Below are 17,524 nucleotides of genomic sequence, written 5' to 3'. Positions count from 1 at the left end.
CCGCTTACCTCCTCCCGATCAGATACCCCGCTATAAACCCGAGCGCCAGAATCCCGGCCAGCTTTTTCCCGCTGTGTATGGGAATGTAGCGAGTCCCCTCTTCGCTTACCTCTATAACGCCAACGGGCCTTGCTGCGGCTCCGCCTCCCGCGCCGCCCTCGTCCTTATCGTGTTCCCCGTCGCCGCCGTCCTTCTTCCCGAATCCGCCGCCGAATCCGTAGGCTACCTTCGCTACCGGGATAATCGTCTTCCCGTGCGCCTCGACGGGGTCGCCGTAAACGGCCCTGACGTTCGCGCCCGATTGAAGCTTCTCCGCGATCGGCACCAGGATTTCTTTAAGTCCCATGATTATCTACCTCCCGTCAGACTCTATTATTATTAAGGATACTGGATATTCCGGTCGGTTGGCCTCGGAATCACCGAAGAGACGCTCGATATCGGCGCTTTGTTGCCGCGCCTCCCGGCAGTATATTATTCCCCGACACTAAAATTACAGAATGGAGGAAGACACATGGCGGAACTGAGTCGCGGCAAAACGGAAGTCAAAGGGTTTGCGAGTAAGGAGATGGATTTTCAGCTCATGCGCCAGCTCGGCTCGACGTATTACGGCGGGGCCTCGGCTGGCGAAAGCCTTTCCACGGCGGCGCGCATTGCGGACGGCGACCCGGCGAGCTGGGCGGCCGAATTCTCGAGCCTCGGCGAATGGCAGCAGAAAGACGCCCACAAGCGCGCAACCAGGGGGCACACGATAAGCGCGCGCGATCAGTTCCTCAAGGCCTGTAACTCCTTCAGGGCCGCCGAGTATTACACGCCCCCTCTCGACCCCGTTCACAAGGAGCTCGGGCTGAAATCGCGCTACTGCTTCGGGCAGGCGATGAATCACGCGTGGCATACGTTTGAAGAGGCGATGGTGACGTATAAAAACGTCGAGCTCCCGGTCTACATTATGTCCCCCGGCCCCGAGCCGATAAAGAGAAAGACCCTTCTCATAGTGAGCGGATTCGACGGCACCCTCGAAGAGGAGTACATAATGCACGGCTACCCGGCGCTCGAGCGCGGATACAACGTGGTACACTTCACCGGCCCGGGCCAGATGGACATGTACCGGTTTTTCTCGAATACCCACTTCGAGCCCGACTTCGAGAACGTAACCGGGACCGTCATCGATTACATAAAGGACAGGCCCGAAATAGATATGGACAGGCTGGCGCTCATGGGCATCAGCTTCGGCGGATATTTCGCCACGCGCTCGGCGGCCCACGAGCCGAGGATAAAGGCGCTCATAGCCAACTCGCCGATCATCGACCTCCACGCCTATCTCGTAGGGTTTACAGGGTTTGACCCTGCCGGGCTGCCGGACGATCAGAATTTTACCGTGGCCGACATACCAAATATCCCGGATGAAGTATTCCCGAGAGAAAAGAAGGTCAGCGCAGAAAGCCTCATTATAAGATACGGCCAGCCGTCGTTCAGGGACGCCTTTATTTATATCAAGGAATTTAAGGTCGGCGAGGCGATTAAGAATATAAAGTGCCCTTCGCTGGCCCTTGTAGGATCCGGAGAGGGCGGAGAGCCCGCGGCGCAATTCAAGACGTTCGTCGAGAACGTATCCGGACCGGTTTCCGAATACGAGTTCACGGAGTTCGAAGGAGCGGACACGCACTGCCAGGTAGGGAACCCGTCCTTTGCCGCAGCCGTAGCCTACGACTGGCTGGACGAGGCTTTCGGATAAAATTTGTCTTCGTACTATTCTGTACGAGGAGGAACGTAAAATGATCATCGACCATATAGGCATACGCGTTTCGGACTACGAGGCTTCGAAAGAGTTTTACCTGAAAGCTCTCGCGCCGCTCGGCTACGGAATTGTTATGGAGTTCGAAGGGGTCGCCGGTTTCGGAATTCACGGCAAGCCTGAATTCTGGATCGGGCGCGGAGACGGGACCGTACGTCCGGCACACGTAGCGTTCAAAGCCGGGAACAGGGAGCAGGTAAGGAAATTCTACGATGCGGCAATATCGGCCGGAGGCAAGGACAACGGGCCTCCCGGCATAAGGGAGATGTATCATCCGACGTATTACGGCGCCTTCGTCTTCGATCCCGACGGTTATAATATAGAAGCTGTCTGCCACGACCCCGAATAAAAGTGCGGATACTTTAAACGAAACGCGGAACTGAAATGAGAAAAACCATGTGTAGCCAAATCAAGGATATCTGTTTATTAACGTTTCTCCTGGCCCTGCCCTTCTTTCATGTTTCGAGCGCAGCGGGGAGCGAAGACGAGATAATAAAGCTCGGGAAATGGACGGAGCCCGGCCTGGAGACACTGATGACGGAATCCGCCTCGGCGGGCGGCATCGGGGAGCGGATCGGGTTCATATCGGCGGAATTCCTGGGCACGCCTTACGTCGCGGACACACTCACGGGCAGTGTGAATACGCCCGAGGTTTTCACGATAGACCTCGAAGGTATGGACTGCTTCACGTACGTCGATTACGTCGAGGCACTGAGCCTTTCAGACTCGTTTCCGGATTTCGAGGAGAACCTGAGGAAGATCCGCTACAAGGACGGAGTCGTGGCGTTTCGGAACAGGAACCATTTTTTCTCGGACTGGCCGATAAACAATTCGGGTAAGGTGAAGGACATGACTCGCGAAATCGGCGGCGGCAAAACCCGATCGGCTTCGAAATCCCTTAACCTTAAAAAAGACGGCACTGTTTACCTGCCCGGCATACCGGTGAAAAACCGTACTATCTACTATATTCCGTCTTCCGAAATAGACGGCGAAGTGACTTCGAGCCTCCGGACGGGCGACTACGCAGGCATCTTCACGGAGATAGACGGCCTCGACGTCTCGCACACGGGCATAATCGTCAAGAAGGGGAATACGGCATACCTGAGACATGCATCGTCGAGAAAAAGCAACATGAAAGTCGTAGACGAGAACCTCACCGAATACATGCAAAACAAACCGGGACTGGTCGTTTACAGGCCGGTCAGGCAAGGCGCGAATTGACGACCCCGGAAGAATACGTACTCGAGGCCGTAGACCACTACTATAACGGCGAATTCGAGCAGGCGATCGCGGTCCTGGGAAAGGCCATCGAGCTCAGGCCGGATTTCGCCGAGGCGTGGTACAACAAGGGGATCACGTACTCCGTCATGGAACGGCCCGACGAAGAGCTGGACGCCTACGAAAAGGCGCTCGGGATAAACCCGGAATACGCAGAGGCGTGGAACAACAAGGCCTCCGCCCTCGGGAAGCTGGGCAGGCTCGAAGAATCGCTGGCGGCGGCCGAGAAGGCTGTCGCGCTCAAGCCCGATTTCGCCGTCGCGTGGTGCAATAAGGGCGCGGCGCTCAGCGGGCTCGACAGGGACCTCGAAGCGGTCGCCGCGTACGACAGGGCCATCGCGATCCAGGGAAATTACGTGGAGGCATGGTACAACAAGGCCGTCTCGCTACATAACCTCGCAAAACCGAACGGCGCGCTTAAGGCGTATAACAAAACGCTGGAGCTCAAGCCCGATTATGCCGAAGCCCTCTACAACAGGGCCGGACTATACGCCGGGTCGGGAGAAACCGCCAAAGCCGCCGAGGACCTCGCACGCGCCGTCGAGCTCGACCCCGCGCTCATGGACAAGGCCCTGTCGGACCCCGATCTCGGCCCGCTCGTCCGCTGACCGGGTGAAAAATTTTCGAATAAATGCTACTCTTATAGCTGCCCGTTAGTTTTCACAAAGGAGGCTGCAATGACCGACAAGGTAAAAGAGTTAACGGACCTTTCCAAAGAGAGCATGAAGGCAAGAGCAAACCTCGACAGGATTCTCGATTTCGTAGACCTCATAAACAAGAGGGCCGAGGAAATCGAAGGCGACGTCGTCACCCCCGGCGACGGCATAAAGGAGCTCTCGGACAAGATGGGGGAGTACATCGACCAGATTAAATCCAGCGTGGATGGAGAGCTCGATAAAATCCCCGTCGACCCCGAAGAGACCAAAGAGGCCGCCGAGAAGCTGCTCCTGTTTCACGGCAGCCTGCCCCAGGTTATAGCGTGGGCGGACACTCAAAAGAGCGGGCACAAACAGAACTCTTACTGGTGGAGATACTGGGTGAGCGTGCTTGAGAACGCCTTGCAGCTCGAAATCGCGAAGGGCTCGCCGGATATAAAACCCGTATAAAAGGACCGCCGTCAGCCTGTCCTGAAATCGGGGATTATCTCTTCCGCCGCTGTTTCCATAATACGGTGGTATTCGTCTAGATTGCCCGCGTCGGGATCGAATAACATGTGCGAAACACCGTCCCCCATATATTCCGCGACGTAATCGCGGATGCGCGAAACCGTGCCTGAAAGCGTAAACATGGAGCGCGCCGTTCCAGGCCCTGGAGCTTCCGCGCCGTCCCTGAACCCGAGCCTGTTCCTTAAAGAGAAAACGAAGCCGTCGAGACCGCGCCCCGCATCAGCCGCGATTCTAAATATCTCGTCCATCCCCGCGCGCACGTCCCCGGGGCTCACCGCCGTCGGCTGCCAGCCGTCGCCCAGAAGGGCCGCCCTCCCGAGCGCGCGCCGGCTCGACCCGGCGATCCATATCGGAGGGCCGGACGCCCGGACCGGCTTGGGGTAGAATCCGACGCCGGAGAATTCCACGAACTCGCCGTGGAACTCGGGGCGCTCCGATTGCCAGAGCTCCTCTATGGCCGCTATATACTCATCCGTCATCCTGCCGCGTGATTCGAACGGCACGCCGAGGGCTTCGAATTCCTCCCTCATCCATCCGGGCCCTACCCCGAATACGAGCCTCCCCCGGGACAGGACGTCGAGCGTCGCCGCCATCTTGGCCGTCACGAGAGGATTCCTGTAGGGAAGTATCACGACGCTCGTGCCGACTATAATCCGCGATGTTTCGGCGGCGATGGAAGAGAGGAGAATGAACGGATCGTGGAACCGGTCGCTGAATATCCCGGCGCGCTTCTCGGGTATGACGACGTGGTCGCTCGCCCACACCGAGTCGAACCCGAGCTCCTCGGCCCTTTTGGCGATGCGGACGTTTGCCCCGGCGTCGGCGTCGAGACGTATGGGAAGACAGATACCGAATTTCAAATCGTGTTCCGTGCTTAAGTAGTGGCCGGGCCTCAGAAGCCCCGCGCAATTTCGACCACCTCTTCGGCGCACCCCCAAGAAAGCGTAAAGCCGCCTCCGCCGTGGCCGTAGTTGTGTATCACGGGCCGCCCGCCGGGGGTGACGCCTTTTTCGAGACAGACCTCAGTCCTCCCCGGCCTGAGCCCGACGCCGTGACCGAGCACCTCGGCGTCTTTTATACGCGGCTCGAGTATCGCGCATTTCCTTAGAATCCCGGCCGCAGTTTCAGGGTTGACGTCGAGGCTCCAGTTATTTTCCTCCGCCGTGCCGCCGAGTATGCAGTCGCCGTAGCGCGGCACAATGTAAGACAGCGCGAGCGGGCCGGACTCGTCGCTGAGACACTTTTTCAGGCCCGGGTTCGAAGTCCTGACGAGCTGCCCCCTTATCGGGTAGACATTTTCGTCGCCGCAGAGCTTCCGCGAGCCGAGCCCGGTGCAGTTGACGAGAATCTCGCCATCCGCCGCGAGCCCGTCGAGCGAGTCGAGCTCTGTTTCGAGCTTTTCCATACGGCCCCCCGATCTTTTAAACCTCTCGACGAGATAGCTCATGTACACGGGCGTCTCTATGCGCGGGACCTCGACGACAAACCCATCGATGTATCCGGGGGGCAGCTCGTCGGGACGTGCGTGCCTGTACGACTTTACGGCGGGCTTCCAGAAGGGCTCTTCGGCCGGCCTGTCGAATAGCTTAAGTAGCTCGAACGCGTCGATGCCGGTCCCGGGAACGCTCCTCAGCGCGGTATACGTTTTGTAGGAAACCGTTGCCCACGCGAGGACCCTGCCCTCCGGGAAAACCCTGTAGGGATACCAGTACGCGGGCGCGACGTTGGACGTCGTCTCCGGGGGGAGCGAGGCCGCGATTATCCTCACCTGGAATCCTTCTTCGAGGAGCCTGATACCGGACGTAAGCCCTATGACCCCGGCCCCGACGACGAGAGCCTTATTCATGAGCTCCTCCTTCGTGACCGCGGGCCGACTTCACCATCTCGACCAGAACCTTCCTCGCATCTTCGGGGCTCCGGGCCTCTCTCGAAAACCCGATACGCCTGCTCATGACATCCTCGCCGGATTTGATCCGGACCTGAAACCCGAGCCTGTCGACGGACGTCATGAGGGCCTCGTCCGCCTCGACGCCCGTATACTCCGACGCGAGCAATACGAGCGCGGCGGCGTGGTCTTCGTTCATGTGTTTTATGATGCCACGGGCCGAATCCGAAAGCGGATCGGCCTCGGCGGAGTAATAGTCGTCTACAGTCACCCAGCCCATGGCCCCGAATCCGCCGACGAAATATACGTCGTCGATTTCGAGCCTGTAAAACGAGAAGTCGTCGAAATCGACCCAGTAGGATGCGTTCCTGTACCGGGCAAGGTAGCGCTCCCTTACGCCTTCGAGCTCGGCGTCGGGGACCTTGCCCGCGCTCCCCATGAGTGTCACGCGGGACGCGTTAAGCGGCTCGCCGCCGGCGTCGGCCCGGGACACGAAGAGGCTCGCCCTCGGGTCGTTCGAGATATTGTGAGTGTGGACGGCCATCGTGCTTATGAGAAACGTCGGCCTCCCCTTTTCGTCGAGCCCGTAAGGCATGAGTGAGCCGAACGGCACGCCCGGATGCTTCTTCGAAACGGTGGATAGAGTGCCGGTGAGGTTCCTGTAGACGAGGGTCCTCACGCGCTCGGCGAAGGAAGGCTCCGGGACGGGCGGCCTTCCGCCTGACGGCGCCCCGTCGCCGTGCTGTCTCGAGGCTTTAGTCATGCCGGCACCGTCCAGACTCCATTATTCGAATTCGATCCTATGAGCACTTTCAATCTCCTTGAAAAGGTGAGGTGAAGACAGTATTAACAGTCCCAACCTGATTAAATGTACACATTCCCATGAAATACTCTAACCGAACCTCAGGTTCCTTGGTATTGCCCCCCGCCGGTGTAATATTATCCCCATGGTCAAATTCATAGACGAGGCAAAGATTTACGTGAGGTCCGGTGCGGGCGGCAACGGGTGCGTGAGCTTCAGGAGGGAGAAGTACGTCCCGCGCGGCGGGCCGAACGGCGGCGACGGCGGCGACGGCGGCGACGTCTATGTAATCGCGAACGAGAACATGGCCTCTCTCCTCGACCACCGCTACAGGCAGCATTACAGGGCAAAGCGCGGCGAGCACGGCAAGGGCAAGGACATGCACGGGAAGAACGGCGAGGACCTATACGTCCCCGTGCCGCCGGGAACTATTATCAGGGATTTCGAGACGGGCGAGATAATCGGCGACCTCACGAAAAACGGCGAGACGCTCCTCGTCGCAAACGGCGGGCGCGGCGGTAAGGGCAACGCACGGTTCGCCACCTCGACCAACCAGGCCCCGAGGAACGCCGAGCCCGGCGGCGAGCCGGAGGAAAGGACGCTCCTCCTGGAGCTGAAGCTCCTGGCGGACGTGGGCATAATCGGGTTCCCGAACGCCGGGAAATCGACGCTCATTTCGAGAATATCGGCGGCGCGCCCGAAGGTCGCGGACTACCCGTTCACGACGCTCGTGCCCAACCTGGGGGTCGTAAGCTACGTAGACGGGAAGACGTTCGTCGTAGCCGACATTCCGGGAATAATCGAGGGCGCGCACGAGGGCGCGGGCCTCGGGCTGCAGTTCCTCCGGCACGTCGAGAGAACGAAGCTCCTCGTACACGTCCTCGACCTCTCCCCCATGACCGGAAGGGACCCTGTAGACGACTTCGAGACGCTAAACCACGAGCTGAAATCCTACAGCCCGGAGCTATACGAAAAGCCCCAGATCGTCGCGCCGAACAAGATAGACATAACGGAGTCGAGGGAAAAGCTCGAAGAGATAAGGGGATACTTCGAAAAGAGGAACATACCTATATTCCCGATATCCGGAGCGACGGGCGAAGGCCTTAAGGAGCTCGTCCGCGAGACCGGGAAGAGGCTCGAAGAGATCAAGCTCGAAGAAGCGCCCGAGATCGAAACCGAAGAATGGCCGGAGATCGAATGACCACCCCGCCGCCGGCTCCTATTCCGCTTCGGGCGGGCACGTCCCCGGCAGGCAGGCCTGGAAAACGGCCATCATGCCGTTGTCCTCGTGCTCGCCTATGTGGCAGTGGTAGACCGCCTTGCCCTCGATTACCGGATTCCTGAAATCAATCACGATAACCGCTTCACCGGGCCCTTCGAAATCGGGGTCCTGCCCCTCGTAGGGGATGTTAATCGTATCCTGGCTGCCGACGAACGGCTGAGGGACGCCGTTTATCTCGCATACCTGGAAGTCGGTCAGGTGAATGTGGAAAACGTGGAGCTCGCCGGAGGTGTTCTGAACCCTCCACCTTTCGAGGCCCCCGATCTCGACGACCGTATCGACGCGGCTCGGATCGAATTCCTTACCGTTAATAAAGAACGTATCGCCGTCGGCCGTTTCGGAGAATACGATGTCACGCTCCCTTTGAACGGGCATCTCGCAGAGGTCTTCCACGACGGGGAATTCCGCTTCGGGAATCGGGAGCTCGACCGGGTCCAGCACGGGATCGCCCTCGACGATCATCGTCAATAGCGTGGCGCCGCCGTAATGGTCGCCCTGCGGGCCGGTGTTGAACTTCCTGGCGCGAAGCCTGTATACTCCCGGCTCGCCCCCCTGCACAAGAACGCCGGCGCGGGAGCTGGTCGGGAGGAGCAAGTCTTCGTACTCGACAGTCCGGTTCCGCCTGTTGCCGTCCCTCTCGATCTCGTAGAACCTGTGCCCCTCGAGCTCGAGGTCGTAATAAAGATCGGCCCCGATGTTCATGAGCGTCCAGAACTGCGTCTCGCCGGGCCGTATCCTGAGGACGGGGTTGGTCTGCCCGTTAACCGTGAAGTTCGTCGGCGCGCTCGGGTCTATGCCGCCGGGGGGAGGGAACTCGCCGTTCTTTATCTGGACGTCCTTCAGATACATGATCTGCTGCTTTATGCCGTCGAGCTGGGGGAACGGATCGAGCATGCCGTTTACGAGAAGGCCGCCCGACATTCCGCCCATGATCTGCTCTTCCGTAAGGCCGTAAAGATGCGGATGATAATAGAACATGCCCTCGGGATGATCTTCAGGGATGTCAACGGTGTAATCGAAGCTGCTCGAAGGCGTTATCATGATGAATATATCGTCCGAGGGACTGAGCGGGCTTACGTTCATCCCGTGATAGTGCATGTTCGTCATCTGGTCTATGGAGTTGTTCACGCGGAGGTGTATGGTGTCGCCCCTGTTCACGCTGAGAACCGGGGGAACGTATGTGCCGTTATAAGTGGCGCTGACGAAGCTCTTGCCGTTTACCTCGTTTTCGGAGAAGATGACGTCGAACACTTCGTCGATGACGCCGTCACGGCTGTGAATGATCACGGGATTGACGAACTCTTCCCTGTCGGGCTTCTTCTTGTTATCGCCACACCCGCCCGTCGACAGAACCGAGACCAGAACCAAAAGCGAAACCCCGGCAATAATTCGAGATAGTCCCTTCATGAATCCTCCCTGGAAGCCGCGCGCGATAATCTGCATTGTAGATTCTTTTTCATGCTACTGCAATAGTTTTTTTATGTCGGATGTAATACCCCCGGCGTCGAGTTTGTAGTGCGGATATGTCAGGCGGAGATTGCCGTCCCTGTCCACCAGATAGACGGTATTCGTATGGGTCATGAGGTAGCGGTCCCAGGTGTCGTGCTCCCCCCTCCCGTAGACCGCCTCGTGCTTCACGATGGTGACGCCGTAGTCCGAAGCGATCTTGTCTATATCGGCCCTCGTCCCGGTGACGCCGATAAATTTCTCGTTGAAAAAGGGGACGTAAGACTTGAGCCTTTCGGGGGTGTCCCTTTCCGGATCGACCGTCACGAAGAGCACCTGGACGCCGTCCGCATCTTCGCCGAGGCCATCCAGCACCCCGGACAGCATGGCGAGGGTAGTGGGACAGACGTCGGGGCAGTTGGTATACCCCCACGCAATGAGGACGATCTTGTCCCTGAACCTGTCGAGGCTGATGTTATCGCCGTTGTGATCGACGAGCGAAAAGTCGGGCGCCGGGCGGTGGTAAACCTTGCCGAAATACTGTCCGCCGCCGGGCTTCGTGTAGTAGTATGCGAAGAGCCCCCATCCCGAGGCGGCGGCAAGAAGCAGTGTCGTTATCAAGAGGTTTTTCTTCATCGAATGCGCGGCGTCGCGAGATAATTATAACAGCGAATGCGGCCCCGTATGGAGTGCGATTTAACAGTAGTACCGGGAGAGCTTTTATATTAAACTTATCTCCATGAAGCGTTTAAGCGCCGGAGTCTTTACGGCCCTGTTACTTCTAGTGGCGTTTAGTTACATGGGGCGGGATGCCCACGCCCAGGACGCCTTCGAATACAACAGCAATCAGGTGCTCCACCCCGAGTGGTTCATCAAGGTTACGGACTGGTCTTTCTATACGGCCGCGCGCGTGGCGATACTGAGCTCGGTGACCATAGAGAACAACTCGGACGTCACGTACAGGGACGTGCGGGTAAAGCTCCTTTACACGTCCTATCCCGCCCCGGTAGCGGGGATAATCGCGACCAGCACGACGACGCTGCCCGTAACCCTTCCGCCGAAGAGCAAGGCGACGTACCTTAAGGGCGGTATGACGGTCGGCGCCGGGGAGCAAAGCTATAAACTGAGCGACGTAGTGGTCATATCGGCGACTGCCGTAAAGGATTGATACCGGGGGGCAGAACCCCTTCCCGGCGGAGAAAAAATATGAAACCGACAATAATATTCACCGCATTACTTATCCTCGTGGCCCTCGGGCTGACAGTCCCGCCCGGTATGGCTGAAGAGGGCCGGCAGGCTTCGGAATACTACGAGACGGCGCAGTACGACCCGGAGGACATAGCCCCGCCGCCCGCGCCCGATACGCCAGAGGCGCCGGGCCCCGGGGACATACAGGACGACGCCCTTTCGCCCGACAGCGTTATCGACGATCCCGATCCCCCGATAGATGAAACGGAGCCCTACACCATGGACCCGTACGAAGAAGGCGAGGACGAAGGCCAATACTATCCGGACGCGGGATGGGACGAATACGACGAGGAGAGTTATTACACCGACGACTCCGCTTTTCTCGTAGAGCAGGAAGACCCGCTCGTAGAAAGCCCTGAATATCCGCTACGGCGCCCCTACCCTCTGGTAACGCAGGAGCGTCCGCTGGTCGATATGCCGGACCCCCTGGTCGCGCAGGAAGATCCCCTCGTGAGGCGGCCGGCTCCGCTGGTAGGGAGGCCGAACCCGCTCGTTAACAAACCCTACCCTCTCGTACAGAGGCCCGCGCCCGTCGTTCCGCAGCAGAACCCCGTCGTCAGGATGCCGAGCCCCGTCGTGAAGATGCCGGAGCCGCTGGCCAGATAGTGGGCGCATCAAGAGCCGGACAGATTTTCATACCGCAAAATACAAGGGAGCCGAAATGCATAAGGAACGAATAATAAAATCCGTTTTCCACGCCCTTCTTCTGCTGCTCTTCGCCGGCGCGGCGGCGGTTATACCCGCCCGGCCTTCCCCCGCTGGAGAAAAGCCGCTCGTCCAGTACGACGATACGGACATAGCTCCCCCCATGCCGGACGCCGGCAACCCGGACCCTCTCTTCGAAGATCCCGACCCGGGGGCGGAGATCACGGACCCGTTCGAGGACGGCCTCGGCCCCGACGATTCGGAGCCGGGTATCGCACCGCCGGAAGACGTCACCGACGATTATCCGGCCGCCGAATGACGCACCCGCCCGGAATTAGAATGTTTCTTTAAAACGTGTTAAATTCTCACTACACGACAAACCGCACAAGGAGGCATGGGTTCATGCTATTCGACAGAAAGATCGACTTCTCGGACGATAAAAAGCAGGAATGGGAGCTTCTCAGGTCCAAGGTAGGCTCCGGCATGGAGCTTCCTCTCCCGGATTCCGAGCGCTGGTTCCTGACCACGATAGACGGAGACGAGCTCGTGATTGAAAGCGCGAGGGCCAACGTCCGCCCCATAATGATTTACGATCCGATCAAGGTAACCTTCGAGGAATTCCACATCGTCGCCACGCACTACAACAGCTTTTTGGAGCTACAGGTGCGCACCATGAGCGACACGCACGAAGTCAGGGACAAGGTCAAGAACCTGAAGTATATCTTCATGCTTATATATCATCTGCTGTAAACTACGATAACCGGGATAACCGGCCCTTTCATTACGGGCCGGGGATTTCGTTACGGATTTCAAAGGAGGCGCCGTTGTTTCCCCGAAATTACTACGAGCTTATGGCCGAATACAATAAATGGATGGACGGCAAGATATACGAAAAGTGCGCCGCCATCCCGGACGCCGACAGGAAAAAGGACATGGGGGCTTTCTTCAAATCGATTCACGGCACCCTTAACCACATTTACTATGGCGACATCTCATGGATCGAAAGGCTAAGAGACGACACATACACTCCCCGGCAAATAGGCGTCGATTTCTTCGACGATTTCGGCGAGCTGAGAGCGGCGCAGGAGAAGCTGGACGACGAAATACTCGACTGGGCCCGCGCGCTGACGCCCGAATACCTAAGCGCTGAATACTCGTACGTCAGTAACGTCGACAAAAAGGAAAGAAAGCTCCCGAGATGGACGCTCGTGGTGAACCTCTTCAACCACCAGACGCACCACAGGGGGCAGATAACGACGCTCATGAAGCAGCTAGGCGTCGATCCGGGAACGACGGACGTCCCGTGGCTCCCCTGCCTTCAGGCTAAGTGACGGACGCAAATCGCTTTTTAACACCCGCTTAACGGGCTCTTAATTTTTTTCAAATAAGTTAACGGGTCATAAAAGATGTCAGGAGAGCGTGCACATGAAACGTCCGCTGAACGTTATTATCCCCGCAGTGCTCATAATCTTCACCGCGGCGCTGCCGTCGGGCGCCCAGACAGAAGGGTTTAACGTAAAGACCACCGTTCAGAAAATATCCGGCGACGCGTCCGCCTTCTTAAACGGCATAATAGCCGACGCCGAAACAGATCCCGCAAAATCCATTCCGAAAGAGCTCGTTTGCAAGTCGAGCTGTTTTATAGTCATCCCGTCGATCGCGCCTGTCGCCGGGAGGGACGATTTCGCGGGGACCGGTCTTCTAACTTGCCGCATCCAGGGAACACGCAAACCGGGGCCGCCGCTTTTCTACCAAATAACCAACGTCGAATCTTTCAGCGAAAGCGAGGGCGGCGTGCTCATATTCGTTACGGGCAAAGCAGGCGTAAAATCGGTTCTCGGAGACCAGCTCCAGCTGAGCGCCGCCGACTCGGGCGCGGGTGAAGTGGGCGAAAAAAGTGCGGAGAATGACAAATCCTTCGTCGCATACGTGAGGCCCTCGAACAGGCCCATACAGGGATTCGATCCCTCGGGGAGCACGCTCGTATACGCGAGCGGGGATACGTTCAACGCCTACCAGCAGGACCTGGACCCCGTAGACGTAATGCTGTTCGGGATAGACGTCCCCCCTGCATTGAGGGGATTCGCCGCCGAGGTGGACGAGCTCTCAAAAGGATGCAAACAGCCGTAGGGGCCGGCATTTAAACCCCGGCGTCGGCGAGCTGCCTCGGAGCCCCCCGTTCATTCGAAATAGCACGTCCCCATGCCATCCTCTTCCTCGTATGTAGGCTGGCAGTAGCAGACGCCTATCTCGCCGCAGTCGTAGGACGTGTTACACTTCTTTCCCTGGTTACAGTCGTCGCACACGACGGGTTTGGTCCCGAGGTAAAACCCCACGGAACCAAGCGCCGCGGCGATTACGAGCGCAAACAATACTTTCTTCATCTGAAGCCTCCCGTATTAACGCCGGCTTGCCTTAACCCGAAACCTCCTGAGAAGGATGCCCGCCATTACGAGCCCCGTGACCAGGAGATAGAGCGAGAAGTCGGCCTTTCCGCCCGGGCCGGCAACGGCGCATCCCGCGCCGCCCCCGGTCCCCCTGCTCTCCCCGCAGAGCGTCCCGTTCACGTCGCACTGAGGCGTGATGCCGAGGTCTCTCTGACGCTGGTTAAGGGCGAACACCACGTGCTCGGTTTCGGTATTGGCTTCGCAGCCGCATATCTGGCTCGCGCAGCAGCTGCAGCCGACCTCCGTTTCGAGCTTTGCTATTTCCGATATTTCGCATCCGCTTAGCCCCGAGCACGCTTCACCTACGAGCTCCCCGTCGTTACACCGAGAGGTGCAGAGCGTCGCGTCGCACGCATACCCGACCTCGACGCCGTTCGCCCCCCGGCAGCTTTGGTACTCGCTGCAAACCTCGGAGCAGTCTACGTCCGGCGGCGGCTGCGGTACGTCGGGCGTAATCAGCGGGCACCCGCCGAGAGACTCGGGGGCGTCCGGGATGCAGCCCCCGGGCGGGGGGACCGGGGTAGTCCCCGTAACGTTCGGATTATACGCCGCCGACCACACGAGATCGTCGCCCAGCGTGCAGGCCTGGTTATTGAGACCTACCTGGAACGGGCCGTCGTACGTCGGGCACAGGCAGTTGACTACCCCATCCTCACTCGTTCTCGTACAGGGCGCGGTCATGCACCCGGCATACGGCGACTGCGCGCAGTTCGTCTGACCTATGCCCTCTTCAGGCACGCAAGCGAAGCTGAACGTCGAAATCATGTCGGTATTCGGCAGGAATGTTCCCGTGTTGATGTAACCGCAAACAGGCGCCGAGTTAGTCGCCTGGCAGCCGCTCCCGTCGGCGCCGCAGACGTCGACGGTTTCGAGGTAGACATCGACATTCTGGATCGCGTTAATATCGACGAAATATTTTCCGTAAGGAAGCTCGAAGCACTCGCAGTTAGCGAATTTCCCGTCCTCGGTCGTCTCGCACGTGAACGGCTCGGGGCCGGAGTAGTAACAGAGCGCGTACGGGCCGCCCTCGCAGGGAAGAAAGTTTGCCGGACTAAGAATAATGTCGGCGTACGCCGGCCCGAACGGCGTCGTCATCATATCGTTCGGCACAAAAGCGAATCCGCCGTAAGACGGCCCGGCGAATCCGGCCAGGGAGAATAAAACCGTCGCGAGAGATAGAGCATAACGTTTCATGATAATGCCTCCTCGTTTGCCTTCAGTGAAAGTCGTGTCCGATTTTCTACTACAGAACCGTGTGGATATCCCCAAGTATCTGACTCTTTTACCGTTCAGTCAATATATTAATTGGCCGGAATCATTGTCTATTCCATAAAGTACTGAAAATAGGGGAGATCGGGCTGTCAGCGGAAAATCAAGTTTTAACCCTGGGGTTCCTATACGCCGGTCTTTTTCTTTTTCCCGAGAGCGGCGATTATCTCTTTCAGTGTACCGTCCCTTACGATTTGAACGACGGCCGGCAGGATCGAAACGATTATAATCGCGGCTATTATAGGCAGGAGATACTTGTCTATATTCGGAACGGCCGAGCCCAGATAGTAGCCGAGAGCGGTAAGTCCTATCGCCCACAGAACAGCGCCGATGATGTTATATACGAAAAAGGTCCTGTAGTGCATCCTGCCCACGCCTGCCAGTATGGGGGCGAACGTGCGGACGACGGGAATGAAGCGGGCCAGTATGATGGTTTTGCCGCCGTACCTCGCGTAATATTCCTGTGCACGGACGAGATGCTTCTTGTGAAAGAAGAGCGAGTCCTCTTTTTTGAATATCGCGGGACCTACTTTCTTCCCGAACGCGTAGCCGAAGTTGTCCCCGAGCACGGCCGCCGCGAAGCATAAGACTATCAAAACGGTTATGTCGAAGTATCCCTGCGACGCCAGGAACCCGGCCGTGAAAAGGAGCGAATCGCCCGGCAGGAAGAATCCCACGAAAAGCCCGGACTCGGCGAATATTATCACGAAGAGACCGAGGTAGCCGGCGGTCTGTATCAGCGTAACGAGACTTATATCGAAAAATGGCATATGCCTGCTATCAATTTATAACAGATTTATCCGAATAGTACATCATATTTATATGGAGAGGCAATAACGGGTCCGGCGCGCGGAAACGCCGCGAGAAAAGCCCGCCGATCGGGCCGGCCGAATACGCCGCCGGGAACCGTCCGGAAAGACTCGTGCCGTTTTCCCGGGAATATGCTATATTCCAGAATCAAGGGGGGTTGTACTAACGTCGTTACCGACCGGCCCGTACATCAAAAGGAGGGAAATCCATGAGTACACAATTTGACCCGGCGCTTTTCCGGCTCTACACCCGGGGCGGGAGAGTATTCTTCAACATAGTCGTTCTCGCTGTCGTTCTCGTTTCCGGCTTCGGCATACGGACAGCCTCGGCCCAGTACGAGGCCAGCGCCAACCTGGACTCCGAAGCCGCCGCGGTTCTGCAGTCGATGAGCAACTATCTCGGCAGCCGCTCGGATTACTCGTTTAAGGCCGACATCATGTACAACGAGGTGCTCGGCTCGGGACAGAAGGTACAGTACGGCGCCGAAGCGGTGGCGTACCTTACGAAGCCGAACAAATTCGCCATAAGCTACATCACGGAAAGGGGCGGCTATAAACTCTGGTATACCGCCGGGCAGGCGACGATACTGGAAATCCCCGAGAACGACTACGCCACGGCCACACTGCCCGGGACCGTGGACCAGGCCCTTAACAAGCTGTCCGACGAATACGCCTTCGACCCCGTGCTGAGCGAGCTCCTGTTCATAAATACGTTCAAGACGCTGACGAAGAACGTGACCAGCGGGAGGAGCCTCGGGCCCAGCCGCGTGTCGGGCGCAATGTGCCGCCATCTTATATTCCGGGGGAACGACATAGACTGGCAGATCTGGATCGAGGACGGAAATCGCCCCGTTCCGCGAAAGCTCGTTATAACTTACAAGAACCGCCCGGAATCGCCGCAGTTCATAGCCCTCATAAAGGACTGGGTGGCCGATAAAACAATCCGCGACGCGGCGTACAAGCCCGACATTCCCAAAATGAGCAGCCCGGGCGAGTTTTTGCAAATAACCGGGAGACCCGAATTTGCGGGAATAAGCATAAGGGCCTTTCAGTAGAATTCTTGATTGAAAGCCGGGAATAAGAAGGAAGGAATCTAAAGGCAAAAAAAAGCGGCGCACCGGAGTTCCGGCGCGCCGCAATTGTTTTCGTTGTCGTTAGGCTAGTACTACGTCCTGAGCCTGCGGGCCTTTCTGCCCGTTCACGACCGTGAACTCTACGCGCTGGCCTTCTTCGAGTGAACGAAAGCCGGTCGCCTTGATTTCGCTGTAGTGAACGAAAACGTCTTTTTCGTTTTCAAGCTCAATAAAGCCGAAACCTTTAGTAGAATTGAACCACTTTACAGTGCCAATTTTACGTTCTGACATGTCTGGCTACCTCCTGTTTTAAATTGGGTTGTGCTAGTGGTTCAAAATCACTTTCAGGTAAAGATTAAAGATCCTAGAATAGACAAGAACT

Annotated in this window: 23 protein-coding genes; 13 read left to right on the top strand and 10 right to left on the bottom strand. The window is 57.8% G+C overall.

From position 1 onward, the window contains the following. Positions 1-4: 4 nt before the first annotated feature. The gene (locus PKC29_00675; protein ID HML93926.1) at positions 5-346 is read right to left on the bottom strand and encodes a spore germination protein GerW family protein; all 342 of its coding nucleotides are present in this window, start codon (positions 344-346) and stop codon (positions 5-7) included. 165 nt (positions 347-511) lie between these two features. On the opposite strand from PKC29_00675, the gene PKC29_00670 reads away from it, so the two are divergent. The 5 genes from PKC29_00670 (at position 512) to PKC29_00650 (ending at position 4,176) form a co-directional block, all read left to right on the top strand. Then, entirely contained in the window at positions 512-1,732 is a 1,221-nt protein-coding gene (locus tag PKC29_00670) for a prolyl oligopeptidase family serine peptidase (GenBank protein HML93925.1), read from the top strand. A gap of 40 nt (positions 1,733-1,772) precedes the next feature. Next, positions 1,773-2,141 carry a VOC family protein gene (locus PKC29_00665; GenBank protein HML93924.1) on the top strand — a complete coding sequence of 123 codons (369 nt, stop codon included), beginning with the start codon at positions 1,773-1,775 and terminating at the stop codon, positions 2,139-2,141. A gap of 47 nt (positions 2,142-2,188) precedes the next feature. Continuing rightward, positions 2,189-3,013 (top strand): DUF1460 domain-containing protein, encoded by an 825-nt coding sequence (locus PKC29_00660; GenBank protein ID HML93923.1) that lies wholly within the window; start codon positions 2,189-2,191, stop codon positions 3,011-3,013. After that, positions 3,010-3,678 carry a tetratricopeptide repeat protein gene (locus PKC29_00655; GenBank protein ID HML93922.1) on the top strand — a complete coding sequence of 223 codons (669 nt, stop codon included), beginning with the start codon at positions 3,010-3,012 and terminating at the stop codon, positions 3,676-3,678. The genes PKC29_00660 and PKC29_00655 overlap by 4 nt, the downstream gene beginning before the upstream one ends. Positions 3,679-3,747: 69 nt before the next feature. Beyond that, entirely contained in the window at positions 3,748-4,176 is a 429-nt protein-coding gene (locus PKC29_00650) for a hypothetical protein (GenBank protein HML93921.1), read from the top strand. A gap of 11 nt (positions 4,177-4,187) precedes the next feature. On the opposite strand, the gene PKC29_00645 is transcribed toward PKC29_00650, so the two are convergent. The 3 genes from PKC29_00645 to PKC29_00635 are packed head-to-tail and all read right to left on the bottom strand — an operon-like array spanning position 4,188 to position 6,884. Continuing rightward, complete coding sequence (locus PKC29_00645; protein ID HML93920.1) at positions 4,188-5,096, bottom strand: LLM class F420-dependent oxidoreductase; 909 nt, start codon at positions 5,094-5,096, stop codon at positions 4,188-4,190. Positions 5,097-5,128: 32 nt separating this feature from the next. Beyond that, positions 5,129-6,082, bottom strand: coding sequence for an FAD-dependent oxidoreductase (locus PKC29_00640; GenBank protein HML93919.1), 954 nt, complete (start codon positions 6,080-6,082; stop codon positions 5,129-5,131). Next, a complete protein-coding gene (locus PKC29_00635; GenBank protein HML93918.1) occupies positions 6,075-6,884 on the bottom strand; it encodes a DUF2470 domain-containing protein in 810 nt (269 codons plus the stop codon). Before PKC29_00635 ends, PKC29_00640 begins: the two co-directional genes overlap by 8 nt. A gap of 184 nt (positions 6,885-7,068) precedes the next feature. Between PKC29_00635 and obgE the strand changes: the two genes are divergently transcribed. Next, positions 7,069-8,124 carry a GTPase ObgE gene (obgE, locus tag PKC29_00630; GenBank protein ID HML93917.1) on the top strand — a complete coding sequence of 352 codons (1,056 nt, stop codon included), beginning with the start codon at positions 7,069-7,071 and terminating at the stop codon, positions 8,122-8,124. An 18-nt stretch (positions 8,125-8,142) separates the two neighbouring features. On the opposite strand, the gene PKC29_00625 is transcribed toward obgE, so the two are convergent. Together PKC29_00625 and PKC29_00620 are read right to left on the bottom strand one after the other, a co-directional pair. Next, complete coding sequence (locus PKC29_00625) at positions 8,143-9,612, bottom strand: multicopper oxidase family protein (GenBank protein HML93916.1); 1,470 nt, start codon at positions 9,610-9,612, stop codon at positions 8,143-8,145. Between the two features lie 54 nt (positions 9,613-9,666). Beyond that, positions 9,667-10,287 carry an SCO family protein gene (locus PKC29_00620; protein ID HML93915.1) on the bottom strand — a complete coding sequence of 207 codons (621 nt, stop codon included), beginning with the start codon at positions 10,285-10,287 and terminating at the stop codon, positions 9,667-9,669. 103 nt (positions 10,288-10,390) lie between these two features. Between PKC29_00620 and PKC29_00615 the strand changes: the two genes are divergently transcribed. The 6 genes from PKC29_00615 to PKC29_00590 all read left to right on the top strand — a co-directional run bounded on the left by PKC29_00615 (position 10,391) and on the right by PKC29_00590 (position 13,674). After that, complete coding sequence (locus PKC29_00615) at positions 10,391-10,819, top strand: hypothetical protein (protein HML93914.1); 429 nt, start codon at positions 10,391-10,393, stop codon at positions 10,817-10,819. A 38-nt stretch (positions 10,820-10,857) separates the two neighbouring features. After that, positions 10,858-11,505, top strand: a complete 648-nt coding sequence (locus PKC29_00610) for a hypothetical protein (protein HML93913.1) — start codon at positions 10,858-10,860, stop codon at positions 11,503-11,505. Between the two features lie 55 nt (positions 11,506-11,560). Then, positions 11,561-11,863, top strand: coding sequence for a hypothetical protein (locus PKC29_00605; GenBank protein ID HML93912.1), 303 nt, complete (start codon positions 11,561-11,563; stop codon positions 11,861-11,863). Between the two features lie 83 nt (positions 11,864-11,946). Next, the gene (locus PKC29_00600) at positions 11,947-12,294 is read left to right on the top strand and encodes a hypothetical protein (GenBank protein HML93911.1); all 348 of its coding nucleotides are present in this window, start codon (positions 11,947-11,949) and stop codon (positions 12,292-12,294) included. 74 nt (positions 12,295-12,368) lie between these two features. After that, entirely contained in the window at positions 12,369-12,875 is a 507-nt protein-coding gene (locus tag PKC29_00595; GenBank protein HML93910.1) for a DinB family protein, read from the top strand. 94 nt (positions 12,876-12,969) lie between these two features. Continuing rightward, complete coding sequence (locus tag PKC29_00590) at positions 12,970-13,674, top strand: hypothetical protein (GenBank protein HML93909.1); 705 nt, start codon at positions 12,970-12,972, stop codon at positions 13,672-13,674. Between the two features lie 50 nt (positions 13,675-13,724). Here the strand turns inward: PKC29_00590 and PKC29_00585 are convergent, their stop codons facing one another. The 3 genes from PKC29_00585 to PKC29_00575 form a co-directional block, all read right to left on the bottom strand. After that, positions 13,725-13,928, bottom strand: coding sequence for a hypothetical protein (locus PKC29_00585; GenBank protein HML93908.1), 204 nt, complete (start codon positions 13,926-13,928; stop codon positions 13,725-13,727). Between the two features lie 15 nt (positions 13,929-13,943). Next, complete coding sequence (locus PKC29_00580) at positions 13,944-15,185, bottom strand: hypothetical protein (protein HML93907.1); 1,242 nt, start codon at positions 15,183-15,185, stop codon at positions 13,944-13,946. Between the two features lie 200 nt (positions 15,186-15,385). After that, positions 15,386-16,030, bottom strand: coding sequence for a VTT domain-containing protein (locus PKC29_00575; GenBank protein HML93906.1), 645 nt, complete (start codon positions 16,028-16,030; stop codon positions 15,386-15,388). 248 nt (positions 16,031-16,278) lie between these two features. Here PKC29_00575 and PKC29_00570 point away from each other — a divergent pair, with 248 nt between their 5' ends. Next, positions 16,279-17,124 (top strand): DUF2092 domain-containing protein, encoded by an 846-nt coding sequence (locus PKC29_00570; protein ID HML93905.1) that lies wholly within the window; start codon positions 16,279-16,281, stop codon positions 17,122-17,124. Between the two features lie 99 nt (positions 17,125-17,223). Here the strand turns inward: PKC29_00570 and PKC29_00565 are convergent, their stop codons facing one another. Continuing rightward, positions 17,224-17,433: a cold-shock protein gene (locus PKC29_00565; protein HML93904.1), complete on the bottom strand. Its 210-nt coding sequence runs from the start codon at positions 17,431-17,433 to the stop codon at positions 17,224-17,226. Between the last annotated feature and the right edge of the window lie 91 nt (positions 17,434-17,524).

It is taken from the genome of Thermodesulfobacteriota bacterium, from assembly GCA_035325995.1.
Classification (GTDB): Bacteria; Desulfobacterota_D; UBA1144; order Nemesobacterales; family UBA2774; genus JADLGH01.
The sequence above is the reverse complement of the archived record's forward strand: the minus strand, read 5'-3'. Positions and strand labels throughout refer to the sequence as shown.